The 15,685-nt window shown below is 66.5% G+C and carries 11 protein-coding genes; 5 read left to right on the top strand and 6 right to left on the bottom strand.

The genetic code is table 11. From position 1 onward, the window contains the following. On the top strand, positions 1–1,398 hold the full coding sequence (gene zwf, locus ACXDF8_RS21470) for a glucose-6-phosphate dehydrogenase (RefSeq protein WP_457225299.1): 1,398 nt from the start codon (positions 1–3) through the stop codon (positions 1,396–1,398). After that, the gene (locus ACXDF8_RS21465) at positions 1,377–4,073 is read left to right on the top strand and encodes an MGH1-like glycoside hydrolase domain-containing protein (protein WP_457225298.1); all 2,697 of its coding nucleotides are present in this window, start codon (positions 1,377–1,379) and stop codon (positions 4,071–4,073) included. Before zwf ends, ACXDF8_RS21465 begins: the two co-directional genes overlap by 22 nt. 3 nt (positions 4,074–4,076) lie before the next feature. Here ACXDF8_RS21465 and metH read toward each other — a convergent pair whose 3' ends face one another. Further along, positions 4,077–7,721 (bottom strand): methionine synthase, encoded by a 3,645-nt coding sequence (gene metH, locus ACXDF8_RS21460; protein WP_457225384.1) that lies wholly within the window; start codon positions 7,719–7,721, stop codon positions 4,077–4,079. Positions 7,722–8,158: 437 nt separating this feature from the next. Here metH and ACXDF8_RS21455 point away from each other — a divergent pair, with 437 nt between their 5' ends. Continuing rightward, positions 8,159–9,049, top strand: coding sequence for a PAC2 family protein (locus tag ACXDF8_RS21455; RefSeq protein WP_457225297.1), 891 nt, complete (start codon positions 8,159–8,161; stop codon positions 9,047–9,049). Positions 9,050–9,053: 4 nt separating this feature from the next. Here ACXDF8_RS21455 and ACXDF8_RS21450 read toward each other — a convergent pair whose 3' ends face one another. Further along, positions 9,054–9,524, bottom strand: a complete 471-nt coding sequence (locus ACXDF8_RS21450) for a nitroreductase family deazaflavin-dependent oxidoreductase (protein ID WP_457225296.1) — start codon at positions 9,522–9,524, stop codon at positions 9,054–9,056. A 51-nt stretch (positions 9,525–9,575) separates the two neighbouring features. Then, on the bottom strand, positions 9,576–10,136 hold the full coding sequence (locus ACXDF8_RS21445) for a TetR/AcrR family transcriptional regulator (RefSeq protein WP_457225295.1): 561 nt from the start codon (positions 10,134–10,136) through the stop codon (positions 9,576–9,578). Positions 10,137–10,315: 179 nt separating this feature from the next. Between ACXDF8_RS21445 and ACXDF8_RS21440 the strand changes: the two genes are divergently transcribed. Beyond that, a complete protein-coding gene (locus ACXDF8_RS21440; RefSeq protein ID WP_457225294.1) occupies positions 10,316–11,491 on the top strand; it encodes an acyl-CoA dehydrogenase family protein in 1,176 nt (391 codons plus the stop codon). 24 nt (positions 11,492–11,515) lie between these two features. Further along, the gene (locus ACXDF8_RS21435) at positions 11,516–12,631 is read left to right on the top strand and encodes an acyl-CoA dehydrogenase family protein (protein WP_457225293.1); all 1,116 of its coding nucleotides are present in this window, start codon (positions 11,516–11,518) and stop codon (positions 12,629–12,631) included. A 9-nt stretch (positions 12,632–12,640) separates the two neighbouring features. Here the strand turns inward: ACXDF8_RS21435 and ACXDF8_RS21430 are convergent, their stop codons facing one another. The 3 genes from ACXDF8_RS21430 to ACXDF8_RS21420 all read right to left on the bottom strand — a co-directional run bounded on the left by ACXDF8_RS21430 (position 12,641) and on the right by ACXDF8_RS21420 (position 15,685). Further along, positions 12,641–13,519 carry an SDR family oxidoreductase gene (locus ACXDF8_RS21430; protein ID WP_457225292.1) on the bottom strand — a complete coding sequence of 293 codons (879 nt, stop codon included), beginning with the start codon at positions 13,517–13,519 and terminating at the stop codon, positions 12,641–12,643. 41 nt (positions 13,520–13,560) lie between these two features. Then, entirely contained in the window at positions 13,561–14,799 is a 1,239-nt protein-coding gene (gene mshC, locus ACXDF8_RS21425; protein ID WP_457225291.1) for a cysteine--1-D-myo-inosityl 2-amino-2-deoxy-alpha-D-glucopyranoside ligase, read from the bottom strand. A 118-nt stretch (positions 14,800–14,917) separates the two neighbouring features. Beyond that, entirely contained in the window at positions 14,918–15,685 is a 768-nt protein-coding gene (locus tag ACXDF8_RS21420; protein WP_457225290.1) for a 3'(2'),5'-bisphosphate nucleotidase CysQ, read from the bottom strand.

The raw sequence follows: 15,685 nt of genomic DNA, 5'->3' as shown, positions 1-15,685 counted from the left end.
ATGGATACTCCCAACAACGTTGCCGCCGACGTATTGGTCATCTTCGGCATCACCGGTGACTTGGCCAGGAAGATGACGTTCCGGTCGCTGTACCGCCTCGAGCGGCGTGGGCTGCTCGACTGCCCCGTCGTCGGAGTCGCGCTCGACGACTGGTCGGCTGACGTCCTGCGCCAGCACGCCAGAGCCGCTATCGAGGCCACCGGCGAGGCGGTGGACGACGACGTGTTCGCAAGGTTCGCGGCCCGGCTGTCGATGGTGTCCGGCGACTTCGCCGACACGGCAACTTACGACAAGGTCGCCGAGGCGATCAGCGGTTGCTCCAGTCCGGTGTTCTACCTGGAGATCCCGCCGTCGCTGTTCGGCCGGGTGGTGGACGGCCTTGCCAGCGCCGGCCTCACCGCAAACGCCAGGGTCGTGGTGGAAAAGCCATTCGGGCATGATCTTTCGTCAGCCAAGGCGCTCAACGACCAGTTGAGTGCCCACCTGCAGGAGTGGCAGATCTACCGCATCGACCACTTCCTGGGCAAGGAACCGGCGATGGACATCCGCTACATCCGGTTCTCCAACTCGATCATCGAGCCGCTGTGGAATCGCGACCGGATCGAAGCTGTACAGATCACGATGGCCGAAAACTTCGACGTGGCCGATCGCGGCCGCTTCTACGACCCGGTCGGGGCGTTGCGCGATGTGGTGCAGAATCACCTGCTGCAACTGATCGGACTGATCGCTGCCGAACCGTCCAGCGGCGGGCCAGACGGGTTCCGGGACAAGCGGGTCGAGCTGTTCAAGTGCATCCGTCCCGCCGACCCCAGCCACTATGTGCGCGGCCAGTACGCGGGGTACCTGGACGTCGACGGTGTAGCACCCAACTCCCAAACCGAAACCTTCGCGGCGCTGAAGTTGTACATCGACAACTGGCGCTGGTCGGGGGTGCCGTTCTTCATCAGGGCCGGTAAAGCTCTTCCGGTGCGGGCTACCGAGATTCGGGTGATCTTCAAGCGGCCGCCACCACTGCCGTTTCTGCCGCCGGCCGAGGAGTCCAACCAGCTGATCTTCCGGATCGACCCGGATGCCGGCGTCGATCTGGTCCTGCAGGCCAAGGAAAGCGGAGCCGACGCCACCCGCGCCGTAAACCTCTGCCTGGTGTTCGCCGATGAAATGGCAGACGCACCCCCCGAACCCTACGAGCGCCTCCTCTCCGATGCCATGCAAGGCAACTCCAGCCAGTTCATCCGGGAGGACGCCGTCGAGGAGACCTGGCGAGTAATGGAGCCGCTCCTAGAATCTCCGCCGCCGGTCGAGGTCTACCAGCCGGGCTCGTGGGGACCGTCGCGAGCCGACGCACTGTTGGCCGGATACCCGGCCTGGCATCAGCCTTGGCTGCCAGCGAAGAAGTGAGCACCGCCGAACGCAGACGCCTCGACGAGGCCAACGCCGGGACGGCGCCATGGCGGCGCTGGGGAACCTACCTGAGCGAGCGAGCATGGGGCACCGTCCGGGAGGACTACAGCGCCGATGGTGATGCCTGGGCCTACTTCCCGTTCGCCGACGCCCACAGCCGCGCCTACCGGTGGAGTGAGGACGGCCTGGCCGGCTGGTGCGATGACGAGCAGACCATCTGCCTGAGCGTCGCGCTGTGGAACGGAAACGACACCGTCCTCAAGGAGCGGCCCTACGGGCTGGCCAACGAAGAGGGCAATCACGGCGAGGACGTCAAGGACTACTGGTTCTATACCGACAACCTGCCCTCACATGCTTATGCGTCGATGGTCTACAAGTACCCGCAAGCCGCATTCCCCTACGCAGATCTGCTGCACACCAATCAGCAGCGTGGGCCCGACGACGACGAGTACGAACTGTTCGACGCCCTGCGCCAACAATGGCTGGACCAACGCTATTTCGATGTCGAGGTGGCCTATGCCAAGGACGGTCCCGAAGACGTGTACTGCCGGATCACGGTCACCAACCGAGGGCCGGACTGCGCACCGATCCACGTACTGCCCCAGCTGTGGTATCGCAACACCTGGTCATGGGACCCGGACCGGCGACGGCCGCGGATCACCAACTGCGGTGCCGGTGCAGCACGCACCTGGCACCCGAAGCTCGGGCAACGATGGTTCACGGTCTCGACGTCGGCCGAGGATGTCCCGCGATTACTATTCTGCGAGAACGAGACCAACAATCGCCTGTTGTTCGGATCGACGAACGCATCGGCCACCACCAAGGACGGGTTCAATGACTTCGTCGTCAATGGGATCGCCGAGGCTGTCGATGTGGCCGAGGGCAGCAAAGTCGCCGCTCATGTTTCGACGATCCTTCCTCCCGGTGAAACCTTCACCATCACAGTATATTTCGGGGCCGGTGCCGCGACCCCCGGGAACGACCGCGCCGATGCGGTGCTGGTGCAACGCAAACGCGAAGCAGACGAGTTCTACCGCGATATCGCCGCGGCAGACCTGAGCGACGACGAACGGCTGGTTCTACGTCAGGCCTTCGCCGGACTGCTCTGGTGCAAACAGTTCTACAACTACGCGGTGCGGCGCTGGCTCAAGGGCGATCCAGAACAACCCGCACCGCCACGCGAACGTTGGGCCGGGCGCAACAAGAGCTGGCAACACTTCGCGGTCAGCGACATCATCCTGATGCCCGACGCATGGGAGTACCCCTGGTTCGCCGCCTGGGACCTGGCGTTCCACTGCCTGGCCATGGCGCTGATCGATCCCGAGTTCGCCAAAGCGCAGATACTTGTGCTGCACGATTCCACTGCACAGCATCCGCACGGCCAGATCCCGGCTTACGAATGGAAATTCGGCGATACCAACCCGCCGCTGCACGCCTGGGCGGCCTGGCAGATCTACCAACTTGATCAGCTTCGCACCGGTGTCGGGGACTGGGATTTCTTGGCTACCGCCTACCGGTCGGCCACGCTCAACGCAATGTGGTGGCTCAACCAGAAGGACGACACCAACCGAGGGGTGTTCGGGGGCGGATTCCTCGGCATGGACAACATCGGCGTGTTCGACCGCGACGAGCCACTGCCCACCGGTGGTCAACTCGCTCAGGTCGATGGCACCGCGTGGATGGCGGCACTGATATTCCATCTCCTGGAGATGGCAATCGAGCTGTCCCAACAGGATCCGAGCTACACCGACATGTTCAGCCGTTGGGTGTGGGATGCGTGGCTGGTCGCCAACGCACTGGAGAAGGGCACCTATCGGGTCAGCTTCTGGAACGACGACACGGACTTCTATCACGACGTCATCGAAATGCCGGACGGCACGAGCAGTTCGCTGGAAGTGTTCTCCATCCAGGCGATCGTTCCGCTGTTCGCCGCGATCGCCATCCCCACCAGTGCAACCGAGGTCGTATCGACTCTGCGGGACTGCCTCGAAGCGCTGGCGCGCACCTACGAGCACACCGACGACGACGTCCAGTTGGTGATGACGGGCGGTGACGGCACCCACCTCATGATCGGGGTCGTCCACCAGGATCGACTGACGCCGATCTTGCGGCGACTGCTGGACACCCAACAGTTCCTCTCCGCCAACGGCATTCGCTCCCTGTCGCGATACCACCGCGACCACCCGTACACCTATCACGTCGGCGGCGCGGACTATGTCGTCGACTACCAGCCCGCCGAATCACGCAGCCGGATGTTCGGCGGAAACTCCAACTGGCGCGGGCCGGTCTGGCTGCCGACCAACTTCCTTCTGGTCCAAGCCCTCAATTCCTACGCCCGGTTCCTCGGCGACACCTATCGCATTCCTGATCCGGCGGGCTCGGCCGAACCGGTGTCACTGCAGGTGGTGGCCGACCGATTGGCCCGGCAACTCACCGGTCTCCTGGTTCGTGACGAGACCGGCCGGCGAGCGGTGTTCGGCGACAACGAGTATTTCCAGACCGACCCGCACTGGCGTGACCTGGTCCCGTTCCACGAATACTTCGACGGGGACACCGGAAAAGGCCTGGGGGCCAGCCACCAGACCGGCTGGACCGCGACCATCGCCTTGCTGCTCCAGTTCCGGGGCAACCTGTACTTCCGGGCCGGGTCCGGAGTGGCTGGGCGGGACTAGAGCTCAGTCCTCCGGGTTGTAGCCGAGGTTGGGCGCAAGCCAGCGCTCAGCTTCGGGCAGCGTCCAGCCCTTACGCCTGGCGTAGTCGGCGACCTGGTCCTGCGCTAACCGGCCCACCACGAAGTACTGCGACTGCGGGTGCGAGAAATACCAGCCGCTGACGGCGGCGCCGGGCCACATCGCCATCGACTCGGTGAGCTCGATGCCGGTCCGTTCTTGAACCTCCATCAAGGTCCAGAGCGTCGCCTTCTCGGTGTGCTCCGGGCACGCCGGGTAGCCGGGGGCAGGACGGATTCCGACGTACTTCTCCTCGATCAGCGCGGTGTTGTCCAGCTGTTCGTCGGGCTGATATCCCCAGAACTCCTTGCGGACCCGCTGGTGCATCCGTTCGGCGAACGCCTCGGCCAGCCGGTCGGCGAGCGACTCCAGCAGGATCGCGCTGTAGTCATCGTTGGCTGCCTTGAACTCAGCGATCTTGACGTGGCTACCGAGCCCCGTGGTGACGGCGAACGCGCCGACGTAATCCCGCAGGCCCGTTTCCCTGGGCGCGACGAAGTCACCCAGCGACCGGTTCGGGATGCCATCGCGGTGCTCGCCCTGCTGGCGCAGGTTGTGCAAGGTGGTCAGCACCTCGGTGCGGGTGTCGTCGGTGTAGACCTCGATATCGTCGCCGACTGCGTTCGCGGGGAAGAACCCGATCACCCCGTTGGCGGTCAGCCACTTCTCCTTGATCAGGGTGTCGAGCATCTCCTGGGCGTCGTCGTACAACTTGCGGGCCGTCTCGCCCGAGACCGGGTTGTTGAGGATGTCGGGGAAGCGCCCCTTCATCTCCCAGGCATTGAAGAACGGTTGCCAGTCGATGTACTCGCGCAATTCGGCCAGGTCGTAGTCCAAAAACTCCCGCACCCCGAGCCCTTGGGCGGGCACCGGCGGCGTGTAGCCGGACCACTCGATCGGCGTCCGGTTGGCGCGCGCCTTCTCCAATGTGAGCATCGGCCGCTCATTCTTCTGCGCGTGCCGTTCCCGAAGCGAGGCGTAGTCCTTCTCGGTGGCCTCCAGCAAGGCCGGGCGCTGCTTGTCGTCGAGCAGCGCCGCGGCGACCGGCACCGAGCGGGAGGCGTCCTTGACCCAGACCACCGGACCGCTGCGGCGTGGCGCAACCTTGACCGCCGTGTGGGCGCGCGAGGTCGTCGCCCCACCGATCAGCAGGGGGATCTGCAGGCCCTCGCGTTCCATCTCGGCGGCGAAGTTGACCATCTCGTCCAGCGACGGGGTGATCAGGCCGGACAGCCCGATGATGTCGGCATTGTGCTCTTTGGCCGCGTCCAGGATCTTGCTCGCGGGCACCATCACACCGAGATCGATCACTTCGAAGTTGTTGCACTGCAGGACAACTCCGACGATGTTCTTGCCGATGTCGTGGACGTCGCCCTTGACCGTCGCCATGATGATCGTGCCGTTGGTGTCCTTCGCGGCGGTGGTGCCGTTCTCGGCCTTCTCCGCCTCGATGTAGGGCAGCAGGTACGCGACGGCCTTCTTCATCACCCGGGCCGACTTCACCACCTGCGGCAGGAACATCTTGCCCGCACCGAAGAGGTCACCGACGACGTTCATGCCGTCCATCAGCGGACCTTCGATCACCTCGATCGGGCGCCCGCCCCCGGCGGCGATCTCGGCCCGCAATTCCTCGGTGTCGGCGTCGACGTGGGCGTCGATGCCCTTGACCAAGGCGTGCGTGATCCGCTCGCGGACCGGAAGACTGCGCCACTCGGCCGCGGCCGGATCTTCTGTCTTCTCCGACTGGTTGAATCGCTCGGCGATCTCCAGCAGGCGCTCGGCGGCATCCGGGCGACGGTTCAGCACGACATCTTCGATACGGTCCCGCAATTCGGGGTCGATCGAGTCGTAGGGCACCAGCGCGCCGGCGTTGACGATGCCCATGTCCAGGCCGGCCTTGATGGCGTGGAACAGGAACACCGCGTGGATCGCCTCGCGGACCGGGTTGTTGCCCCGAAACGAGAACGACACATTCGAGATGCCGCCCGAGATGTGTACGCCGGGCAGGTTCTCCTTGATCCAGGCGCAGGCCTCGATGAAGTCGATGCCGTAGGTCGCGTGCTCCTCGATGCCTGTCGCCAACGCGAAGCAGTTGGGGTCGAAGATGATGTCTTCGGCCGGGAAACCGACCTCCTCGGTGAGGATCCGGTAGGCCCGCCCACAGATCTCCTTGCGGCGCTGAAGGTTGTCGGCCTGCCCCTGCTCGTCGAAGGCCATCACGACGACGGCGGCGCCGTACTTGCGGCACTGTCGGGCCTCGCGGATGAACTTCTCCTCGCCTTCCTTCATGGAGATCGAGTTGACGATCGGCTTGCCCTGCACGTTCTTCAGGCCAGCCTCGATGACCTCCCATTTGGAAGAGTCGATCATCACCGGAACGCGGCTGATGTCGGGCTCGGCCGCGATCAGCTTGGTGAACCGGTCCATCGCGGCGACGCCGTCGATCATGCCTTCGTCCATGTTGATGTCGATGACCTGTGCACCGACTTCGACCTGCTGCAGCGCGACCGACAGGGCGGTGTCGTAGTCCTCGGCCTTGATCAGGTTGCGGAAACGTGCGGAGCCGGTGATGTTGGTGCGCTCGCCGATGTTCACGAACAGGGAGTCGTCGGTGATGTTGAGCGGCTCCAGACCGGCGAGCCGGGTGGCCACCGGGATCTGCGGCACCGGCCGCGGCGGCTTGCCCTCGACGACCTTGGCGATCTCGGCGATGTGCGCCGGTGTCGTTCCGCAGCAGCCACCGACCATGTTGACCAGACCGGCGTCGGCGAATTCCTCGACGTATCCGGCCTGACGCTTCGGGGACTCGTCGTACTCGCCGAACGCGTTGGGCAGGCCGGCATTCGGGTAGCAGGAGACGAAGGTGTCCGCAATGCGGGAAACCTCGGCGAGATACGGCCGCATCTCCGGTGCGCCGAGGGCGCAGTTGAGACCGACCGCCAGCGGCTTGGCGTGCCGGATCGAGTTCCAGAACGCCTCGGTGACCTGTCCGGACAATGTGCGCCCGGAAGCGTCGGTGATGGTGCCCGAGATGATCACCGGCCAGCGGCGGCCCCGGTCCTCGAACAGCGTCTCGATGGCGAAGATCGCGGCCTTGGCGTTGAGCGTGTCGAAGATCGTCTCGACGATGAGCAGGTCGGCACCACCGTCGACCAGACCGCTGGCGGCATCGAGGTAGGCGGCGACCAGTTGGTCGTAGGACACGTTGCGGGCACCCGGATCATTGACGTCCGGCGAGATCGATGCGGTCCGCGTCGTCGGGCCCAGTGCTCCGGCGACGTAGCGGGGCTTGTCCGGAGTGCTGAACTCGTCGCACGCCTTGCGGGCCAGGGCAGCGCCGGCGTAGTTCAACTCGTAACTCAGCTCGGCCATGCCGTAATCGGACAGCGAGACCGCGTTCGCGTTGAAGGTGTTGGTCTCCAGGATGTCCGCACCCGCCTCGAGATACTCCCGGTGGATGCCTTCGATGATGTGCGGCTGGGTCAGCGTGAGCAGATCGTTGTTGCCCACCAGGTCGCTCGGCCAATCCTTGAACCGCTCACCGCGGTAGCCGGCCTCATCCGGCCGGTCCCGCTGGATCGCCGTTCCCATCGCGCCGTCGATCACCACGATCCGTTCGCGCAGCGCGGCGGTGAGTTCGTCGGTGCAGTCGGGGCGGATGCTCGGTTCGAAACGATTTCCCGTTGCTTCGCTCGCCGTGGTCGCGTCCACGTACGCTCCTTCCGTTACGGAAGGCGTCCTTGACTCTGCCGAGCGTGGCGGTCACCGGCGTGGGCCGGAGAACCGTTGCAACGCCTCTCGACGGTGAAAAGTCTACGTCGTCGCCCGACGGCTGGACGCCCAGCTCAACTCGATCCGTCTCGGTTGGCGCGTCGGGCCGGCATCGCCATAGTTACTCAGGTTAACCAGTTTTCAGGCGAAGGTATTTCGTCGTCGGTGTTGTCGCCGCCCTCGTCGGCACCGGTCCCACGGCGGAGCAGTCGCTCCGAGAAGGCTCACCGCAGCCGATCACCCCTTACGCTGAACTCGTGACCCCGTCGAACTTCAGCGGCGCGAAAGGCCCGGACCTGCCCGAATTGCAGAACACCATCATTGTCGCGGCCTTCGAGGGGTGGAACGACGCCGGTGACGCCGCCAGTGACGCTCTCGAGCACCTGGATGCAATCTGGGAAGCCGACACGCTCATCGAGATCGACGACGAGGCCTACTACGACTACCAGGTGAACCGTCCGGTGATCCGGCAGGTCGACGGGGTGACCCGCGAACTGGTGTGGCCGTCGATGCGGATATCGCACTGCCGGCCACCGGGGTCGAACAGCGACATCGTGCTGATGCACGGGGTGGAGCCCAACATGCGGTGGCGCACGTTCTGCGCCGAGCTGCTGGCGATCGCCGACAAGCTGAACGTGGACACCGTCGTGATCCTCGGGGCCCTGCTGGCCGACACGCCGCACACCCGGCCCGTCCCCGTGTCGGGTGCGGCCTACTCCCCCGATTCGGCGAAGTTCTTCGGCCTTGAGGAAACTCGCTACGAAGGTCCGACCGGTATCGCCGGGGTGTTCCAGGACGCCTGTGTGGCGGCCGGCATCCCCGCAGTGACGTTCTGGGCCGCGGTTCCGCACTACGTGTCACAGCCGCCCAATCCAAAGGCCACAGTTGCGCTGCTGCGTCGCGTCGAGGACGTGCTCGATATCGAGGTGCCGCTGGCCGACCTGCCCATCCAGGCCGAGGAGTGGGAGCAGGCGGTCACCGAGATGACCGCCGAGGACGAGGAGATCGCCGAATACGTGGCCTCCCTGGAGCAGCGGGGTGACGCCGACGTCGACATGAACGAGGCCCTGTCGAAGGTGGACGGCGACGCGCTGGCGGCCGAGTTTGAGCGGTACCTGCGCAGGCGCGGTCCCGGCTTCCGGGGCTGAACCGTCAGGCCGGCCGGAACCCGAGCAGCGGAAGCTGCCCGACCAGCCGGTCCCGCGCCCCCGGTGTGCCGTCGTAGCGCCAGCCCACGAGTCTGGACAGCCCCAAGCGCACCAGCGGCGTCATCAGCACGTTGCGTCGCTCGTAGTCGGCGATCACGGTGGCTGCCTCGGCGGCATCCAGTTGCCGCCACGACGGCGTGAACCGACGCCGCCCGCTGGAGACCTCGACCGGCGGGTTGGCCTGGATGTTGCGATACCAGTCTGACGATGGGCCGAACCCGGCGACGACGTACACCTCATCGCCGCGTCTACCGACGACTTCGAGCACCGTCTTGTAGTGCCGGCCCGACTTCCGGCCGACATGGGTCAAACAGAGCAGTCGACCGGTGAGCAGCCAGCCCAGCCGATGGTCGTAGAGCCAGGTTGGCGCGCGGAACAACGCGCGGACCAGCCGTCCCGGATTCCATTGACTCACGTGATCTCCTAACGTGCGGTGGCGAACTGCTCGCCTCATTGCCGAAGTTCTTCAGGTGACCAGCCGACGCAGGGTGATCGCGACTGCCTCGCCGCCCATCCCGCTGCCGAGGCCCCGATGCAGCAGCACACCGTCGAGTGCGGCCAACAACACCGCTGCGGTGCCGTCCGGATCTGCAACCCCACGATCCGCCAACCGCCGAGCGAGGTTGACTCGCAGGCCGCGCAGCACATCGGCGATCTGCTCGCGCAGTACCTCGTCCCTGGTGGCGGCCAGGTATGCCTCGATGAACAGCATCGACGCCGGATCGGCACCGGAATACGACGCCACCGACGCCACCATCGCCTCGACCAGGTCTCCGGCGGCGTCGGCACCGTCCAGAAACGTGTCGAGCTCCGCGACCACCGCACGCATGCCGGTGACGGCCGCTTCCCGCAGCAGAGCCTGCACCGAGGGGTAGTGATAGTGCACGACCGACGGGGTGACGTTGGCGCGTTGGGCCAGCGTGCGGGTGCTCACCGCTGTCCAGCCGCGTTCGCCGATCAGCACGGCGGCCGCCGCGAGCAGCCGCTGACGTACCTCGCGCCCGCGTTCCGCCGCTGGTGAGGTCACCGATGACTCCCTTCACCACAACTAGTAGGGCGATAGCCCTGTATGACTGCCCTGACAATAGCGGGCACCCGCGCCGCGCGGGCCGCGGGCCTCATCGGGGTGGTCCTGCCGACTGGTTGGTAGGGCTGCGATAACGTGCAGTGGATATCGTCGAGTAACAACGAATTGAGGTTGCGCTCGTGAAATTGGCACTGAGCGACGAGGACGCGAAGTTCCGCGACGAGTTGCGCGAGTTCTTCACCACCCAGATCCCCGCCGAGATCCGGGAACGGGCCCGCACCGAGAGCCTGAACTACCCGGAGGACGCGATCACGACCCAGCGGATCCTGAACAAGGCCGGCCTCGGCGTCCCCAACTGGCCCGTCGAGTGGGGCGGCAAGGACTGGACGCCGCTGCAGCGCCAGATCTGGGCCGACGAGATGCGGCTGGCGTGCGTGCCGGAGCCGCTGGCCTTCAACGCCAGCATGGTCGGTCCGGTGATCGCCCAGTTCGGCTCGCAGGAGCTCAAGGAGCGCTTCCTGCCGCCCACGGCCAACCTCGACATCTGGTGGTGCCAGGGATTCTCCGAGCCCGAGGCGGGCTCGGACCTGGCCAGCCTGCGCACCGTCGCGGTACGCGACGGCGACGAGTACATCATCAACGGCCAGAAGACCTGGACCACACTGGGTCAGTACGCCGACTGGATCTTCGTGCTCGCGCGCACCAACCCGGATGCGCCGAAGAAGCAGGCCGGCATCTCGTTCATCCTCGTCGAGATGAACACCCCAGGCATCACCCTGCGGCCGATCAAACTGATCGACGGCAGCTACGAGGTCAACGAGGTGTTCTTCGAAGACGTCCGGGTACCTGTCGACCAGCTCGTCGGCGAGGAGAACCAGGGCTGGAGCTACGCCAAGTTCCTGCTGTCCAACGAACGCAACGGTATCGCGCGGGTCGGCACCATCAAGGTGTGGGTCGCCGAAGTCAAGGAGCGCGCCGCGCAGACCCGGGTCGGCGGCCGGAGCCTGCTCGAGGACGCGTTGTTCGGCGCCAAGGTCGCCGAGATCGAGAACGAACTGCTGGCACTGGAACTCACCCAGCTGCGGGTCAGTGGCGACGAGGGCACCGGCAAGCCCAACCCCGCGTCGTCGATCCTCAAGCTACGCGGCAGCCAGCTGCAGCAGGCCGTCACCGAACTCCTCGTCGAGGTCGCCGGGCCGGATGCGCTGCCGTTCGACGGCGGCGCCGCGATCGAATCCCCGCAGTGGGCACAGCATTCGGCCGCCAAGTACCTCAACTACCGCAAGACCTCGATCTACGGCGGCAGCAACGAGGTCCAGCGCACCATCATCTCCTCGACGATCCTGGGACTCTGACATTGACTACGGAGAGGGCCGGCCATGAACTTTGACCTAACCGAAGAGCAGCAGCTGCTGGCCGACACCGCGCGTGAGGTGTTCTCGCGCAGCTATGACACCGAGAAGCGCAACAAGATCGTCGACGCCCCAATCGATTCCGGGCCGGGCTTCAGCCGTGAGGTGTGGCGCCAGCTCGCCGAGATCGGCATCCTGGGGCTCGGATTCGAGCCCGAGGAGTCCGGCCAGATCGAGATCATGATCGTCATGACCGAGATCGGCCGTCGCCTGGCACCGGAGCCGGTGGCCGCGGCCGCGCTGATCCCCGGCGGGATCATCGCCGAACTCGGCGACGAGAAGCAGCGCGCGCTACTGGAGGACGTCGCCGCCGGCGACCGCCTGCTCGCCCTGGCGCATACCGAGAAGGGCCTGCGGGGCATGGACGAATTGTCCACCCGAGCAACGAAATCCGGTGACTCGTGGAGCATCAGCGGGCGAAAGAACCCGGTACTGGCCGGTGACTCCGCCGACATCCTGGTGGTCACCGCGGCGCTCCCCGACAGCGGGGTTGGTCTGTTCCTCGTCGACGCCGCAGCCGTGACGCGACATCCCTACCGGACCTTCGACGGGCAGCGCGGTGCTGAGATCGAGTTCGACGGCGCACCGGCCCAACAGCTCGGCGACGGCGGCGACGTCAGTGAACACATCCACGCCGCATTGATCCGGTATTCCTCGGCACTGTGCGCGGAAGCCGTGGGCGCCATGGAGGAATCGCTGCGCCTGACCACCGATTATCTGAAGAGCCGCAAGCAGTTCGGCGTGCCGCTCAAGACGTTCCAGACGCTCACCCAGCGGGCGGCCGACATGTACGTGTCGCTGGAGCTGGCCCGCAGCATGAACTACTACGCGGCGATGTGCATCACCGACGGCCGGCTGGATCCCGTCGTCGCCGCGCGTTCCAAGCTGCAGATCGGCCGGTCCGGACGCCACATCGCCCAGGAATCCATCCAGATGCACGGCGGCATCGGTGTCACCGCGGAGTATCCGGTGGCCCACTACGCGGCCCGGCTGACGGCCATCGACCAGACCCTCGGCTCGGCAACCGACCAACTCCGATTCCTCAGCACCCAGGTCGCCGATTACGGAACCGTCGTCCTGTAGCCACCCGGCTCAGCTGCTCTCGAGCTGCTCCAGCCGGGAGCTGGTCGAGCGGCCCAGGGCGGCCACCTCGGCGTCCATCTTGGGCAGGATGCTCGGTGTCAGCGCGTTGATGGGGCGCTCCCCCAGCGGCGTCGACAGCACCGGGCGCAGCCAGCGGAAGGCGCCGACCCAGCCCGGCACGTTGACCCGCCGGGCGCGGTGCTCGATGCCTCTGACGAAGGCCTGACCGCACTTGTCGACGCTGGTGGTCTTGCCCAACGGATTGGGCAGCTTGGCGAGCATCTCGGCGAAGCTCGACAGGTCGCTCTTGGCGTCGCGCACCATTGGGGTGTCGATCCACGACATGTGCGCCGAGCCGACGTCGACGCCATGATGGGCGACTTCGAGACGCAGCGCGTTTGCGAAGTGCTCCACCGCGGCTTTCGAGGCGTGGTACGGCGCGAGTCCGGGCGCCGCGCTGTAGGCCGCGAAGGACGAGACGATCAGCACATAGCCGCGCCGTTCGATGATCGAGGGCAGGGTGGCTCGCACAGTGTGGAAGACGCCGAGGACGTTGATGTCCATCAGCCGTTTGAACGCCTCCGGGTCGACCTGCAGTACCGAACCGTAGGTTGCGATGCCCGCGTTGGCCATGACCGCGTCGATTCCCCCGAAGCGCTGCACAGCGGAGGCCGCCACCGCCTGCATCGCCGCGAGATCGCGCACGTCGGCGACGGCGGCCAGGACGTGGCTCTCGCCGAGTTCGGCGGCCAGTGCGGCCAGCGGCTCGGCGTCGATGTCGGTGAGCACCAGCTTGGCGTTCTTACGGCGCAGGCGGCGCGCGACGTCGGCGCCGACGCCGCGGGCGCCGCCGGTGATGAAGACGACTTTGTCGTTGACGGAACTCATGGCGGCCAAGCTACTCCAGCGGCACGGCCCGGTGGGCTCGCCTAGAGCCGCACACCCAGCAGCGCGTCGACCGCGGCCGCCACCGCAGCAGGTGCGGCCTGGTCGTGACCGCCGTAGGTCAGCGCATCGGTCGTCCAACCGTCCAGCGCGGCAAGCGCTTTGGGGGTGTCGAGGTCATCGGCCAGATACTGGCGCAACCGCCCGATGACGTCGGCCGCGTCGGGACCCGCCGGCAGAGCGGCGGCACTGCGCCACCGGTGCAGCCTGTGATTGGCCTCGTCGAGCACTGCGTCGCTCCAGAACCGATCGCTGCGGTAGTGCCCGGCCAGCAGACCCAGCCGGATGGCGGCCGGATCGACCCCCTGGGCCCGCAATCCGGACACCAGCACCAGGTTGCCGCGGCTCTTGGACATCTTGTGGCCGTCCCAGCCGATCATGCCCGCGTGCACGTAGTGCCGGGCGAAGCGGCGCTCACCAGTGACGCATTCGGCGTGCGCGGCCGAGAATTCGTGGTGCGGGAAGATCAGGTCGCTGCCACCACCCTGAATGTCGAAGCCGAAACCGATGCGGCTCAACGCGATTGCGGAACACTCGACGTGCCACCCGGGCCGGCCCGGACCGAACGGGGTCGGCCAGCTCGGTTCATCGGGGCGTTGCGCGCGCCACAGCAACGCATCGAGCGGGTCGGCCTTGCCGCGGCGGTCCGGGTCGCCGCCGCGCTCGGCAAATAGGCGCGCCATAGTGTCGCGGTCGTAGCCGGACTCGTAGCCGAACTGCGCGGTCGCGTCGGTGCGGTAGTAGATGTCGGGGTAATCGGCGTCGTCGACGATGTAGGCCGCACCGGAGGCCAGCATCTTCTCGACCAGCTCCACCACCTCGCCGATGGCGTCGGTGGCGGCGACGTAATCGCGCGGCGGCAACACCCGCAGCGCGGTCATGTCCTCCCGGAACAGCTGGGTCTCGCGAGCACCGAGCTCACGCCAGTCCAGGCCGTCGCGGTTGGCCCGCTCGAACAGGGGATCGTCGACGTCGGTGATGTTCTGCACGTAATGCACCTGGTGTCCGTTGTCGAGCCACACCCGGTACACCAGGTCGAACGTCAGATACGTGGCCGCGTGCCCGAGGTGGGTGGCGTCATACGGCGTGATTCCGCAGACGTACATGGTGGCCGTGGGGCCCGGTGCGGTGGGCCGGACCTGGCCGTCAGCGGTGTCATAGAGCCGCAACGCCGGCCCACGTCCGGGCAGCTGCGGGATGTCGACGCCCGGCCACGATTGCATGGCCACGACTCTAGGGGGTTCGCTGTTCACTGCGCTCCGGGTGGTGAGGGGACCGACATACTCGTCACTGACCGAACAACGCCGACCGCGGGCTAATTCCCGCACCGCGGTCGGCAGCTCAGCTGGCCAGCCACATTGCGTCGAGCAATAGGTCGGCGACCTCGGGCCTGCACATCAGCAGATCCGGCAGGTACGGGTCCGGTTGGTTGTAGCGCAGCGGAGACCCGTCGATCCGGGTGGCGTGCAGCCCGGCGGCCTGCAGCACCCCTGCCGGAGCGGCCGAATCCCACTCCCACTGGCCGCCGGCATGGATGTAGGCGTCCGCGTCGCCGCGGACCACCGCCATCGCCTTCGCGCCGGCCGAACCTATCCGGACGAACTCCATATCCAGGCGGTCACGCAACCGCCACAGCACCGCCGGCGGCCGATTGGCGCTGGCTGTGATCCGGATCGGCCCCGGTCGCGACGGCGGCGGCGCGGCGACGGTGTCGGAGCGGTGCACCTCCCCCATCGCCGGTAAGGCCACGGCCGCGTCGGTGATCGTGCCCTCGAACTCACCGGGGCCGGTGCGCTGCCACAGGGCCACGTGCACCGCCCAGTCCGGCCGGCGGGGCATGGAGAACTCCCGCGTGCCGTCCAGCGGATCGATGATCCACACCCGGTCGGCGCGCAGCCGTTTGAGGTCGTCGTGCGCTTCCTCGGAGAGCACCGCGTCACCGGGTCGTTCGTCCCGCAGCCTGCGCAGGATCAGGGCGTTGGCCCGCACGTCACCGGCGTCGCCGAGAGCGGGTGGGAAGTCGAAGCCGACCTCCTCGCGTACCGACAGCAGCAGCCGGCCGGCCTCCTCGGCCAAGTCGGCGGCCAGCGCCGCGTCGGTCATGCTCAC

The organism is Mycolicibacterium sp. CBM1 (assembly GCF_054073305.1).
This window is presented reverse-complemented; position numbering and strand designations above follow the sequence as displayed.

Excerpts from the sequence above, each read along its gene's own strand:
- zwf (WP_457225299.1), top strand. The coding sequence starts at position 1 with ATGGATACTCCCAACAACGTTGCCGCCGACGTATTGGTCATCTTCGGC.
- ACXDF8_RS21435 (WP_457225293.1), top strand. The coding sequence starts at position 11,516 with ATGAACTTTGACCTAACCGAAGAGCAGCAGCTGCTGGCCGACACCGCG.
- ACXDF8_RS21430 (WP_457225292.1), bottom strand. The coding sequence starts at position 13,519 with ATGAGTTCCGTCAACGACAAAGTCGTCTTCATCACCGGCGGCGCCCGC.
- mshC (WP_457225291.1), bottom strand. The coding sequence starts at position 14,799 with ATGCAATCGTGGCCGGGCGTCGACATCCCGCAGCTGCCCGGACGTGGG.
- metH (WP_457225384.1), bottom strand. The coding sequence starts at position 7,721 with ATGGGAACGGCGATCCAGCGGGACCGGCCGGATGAGGCCGGCTACCGC.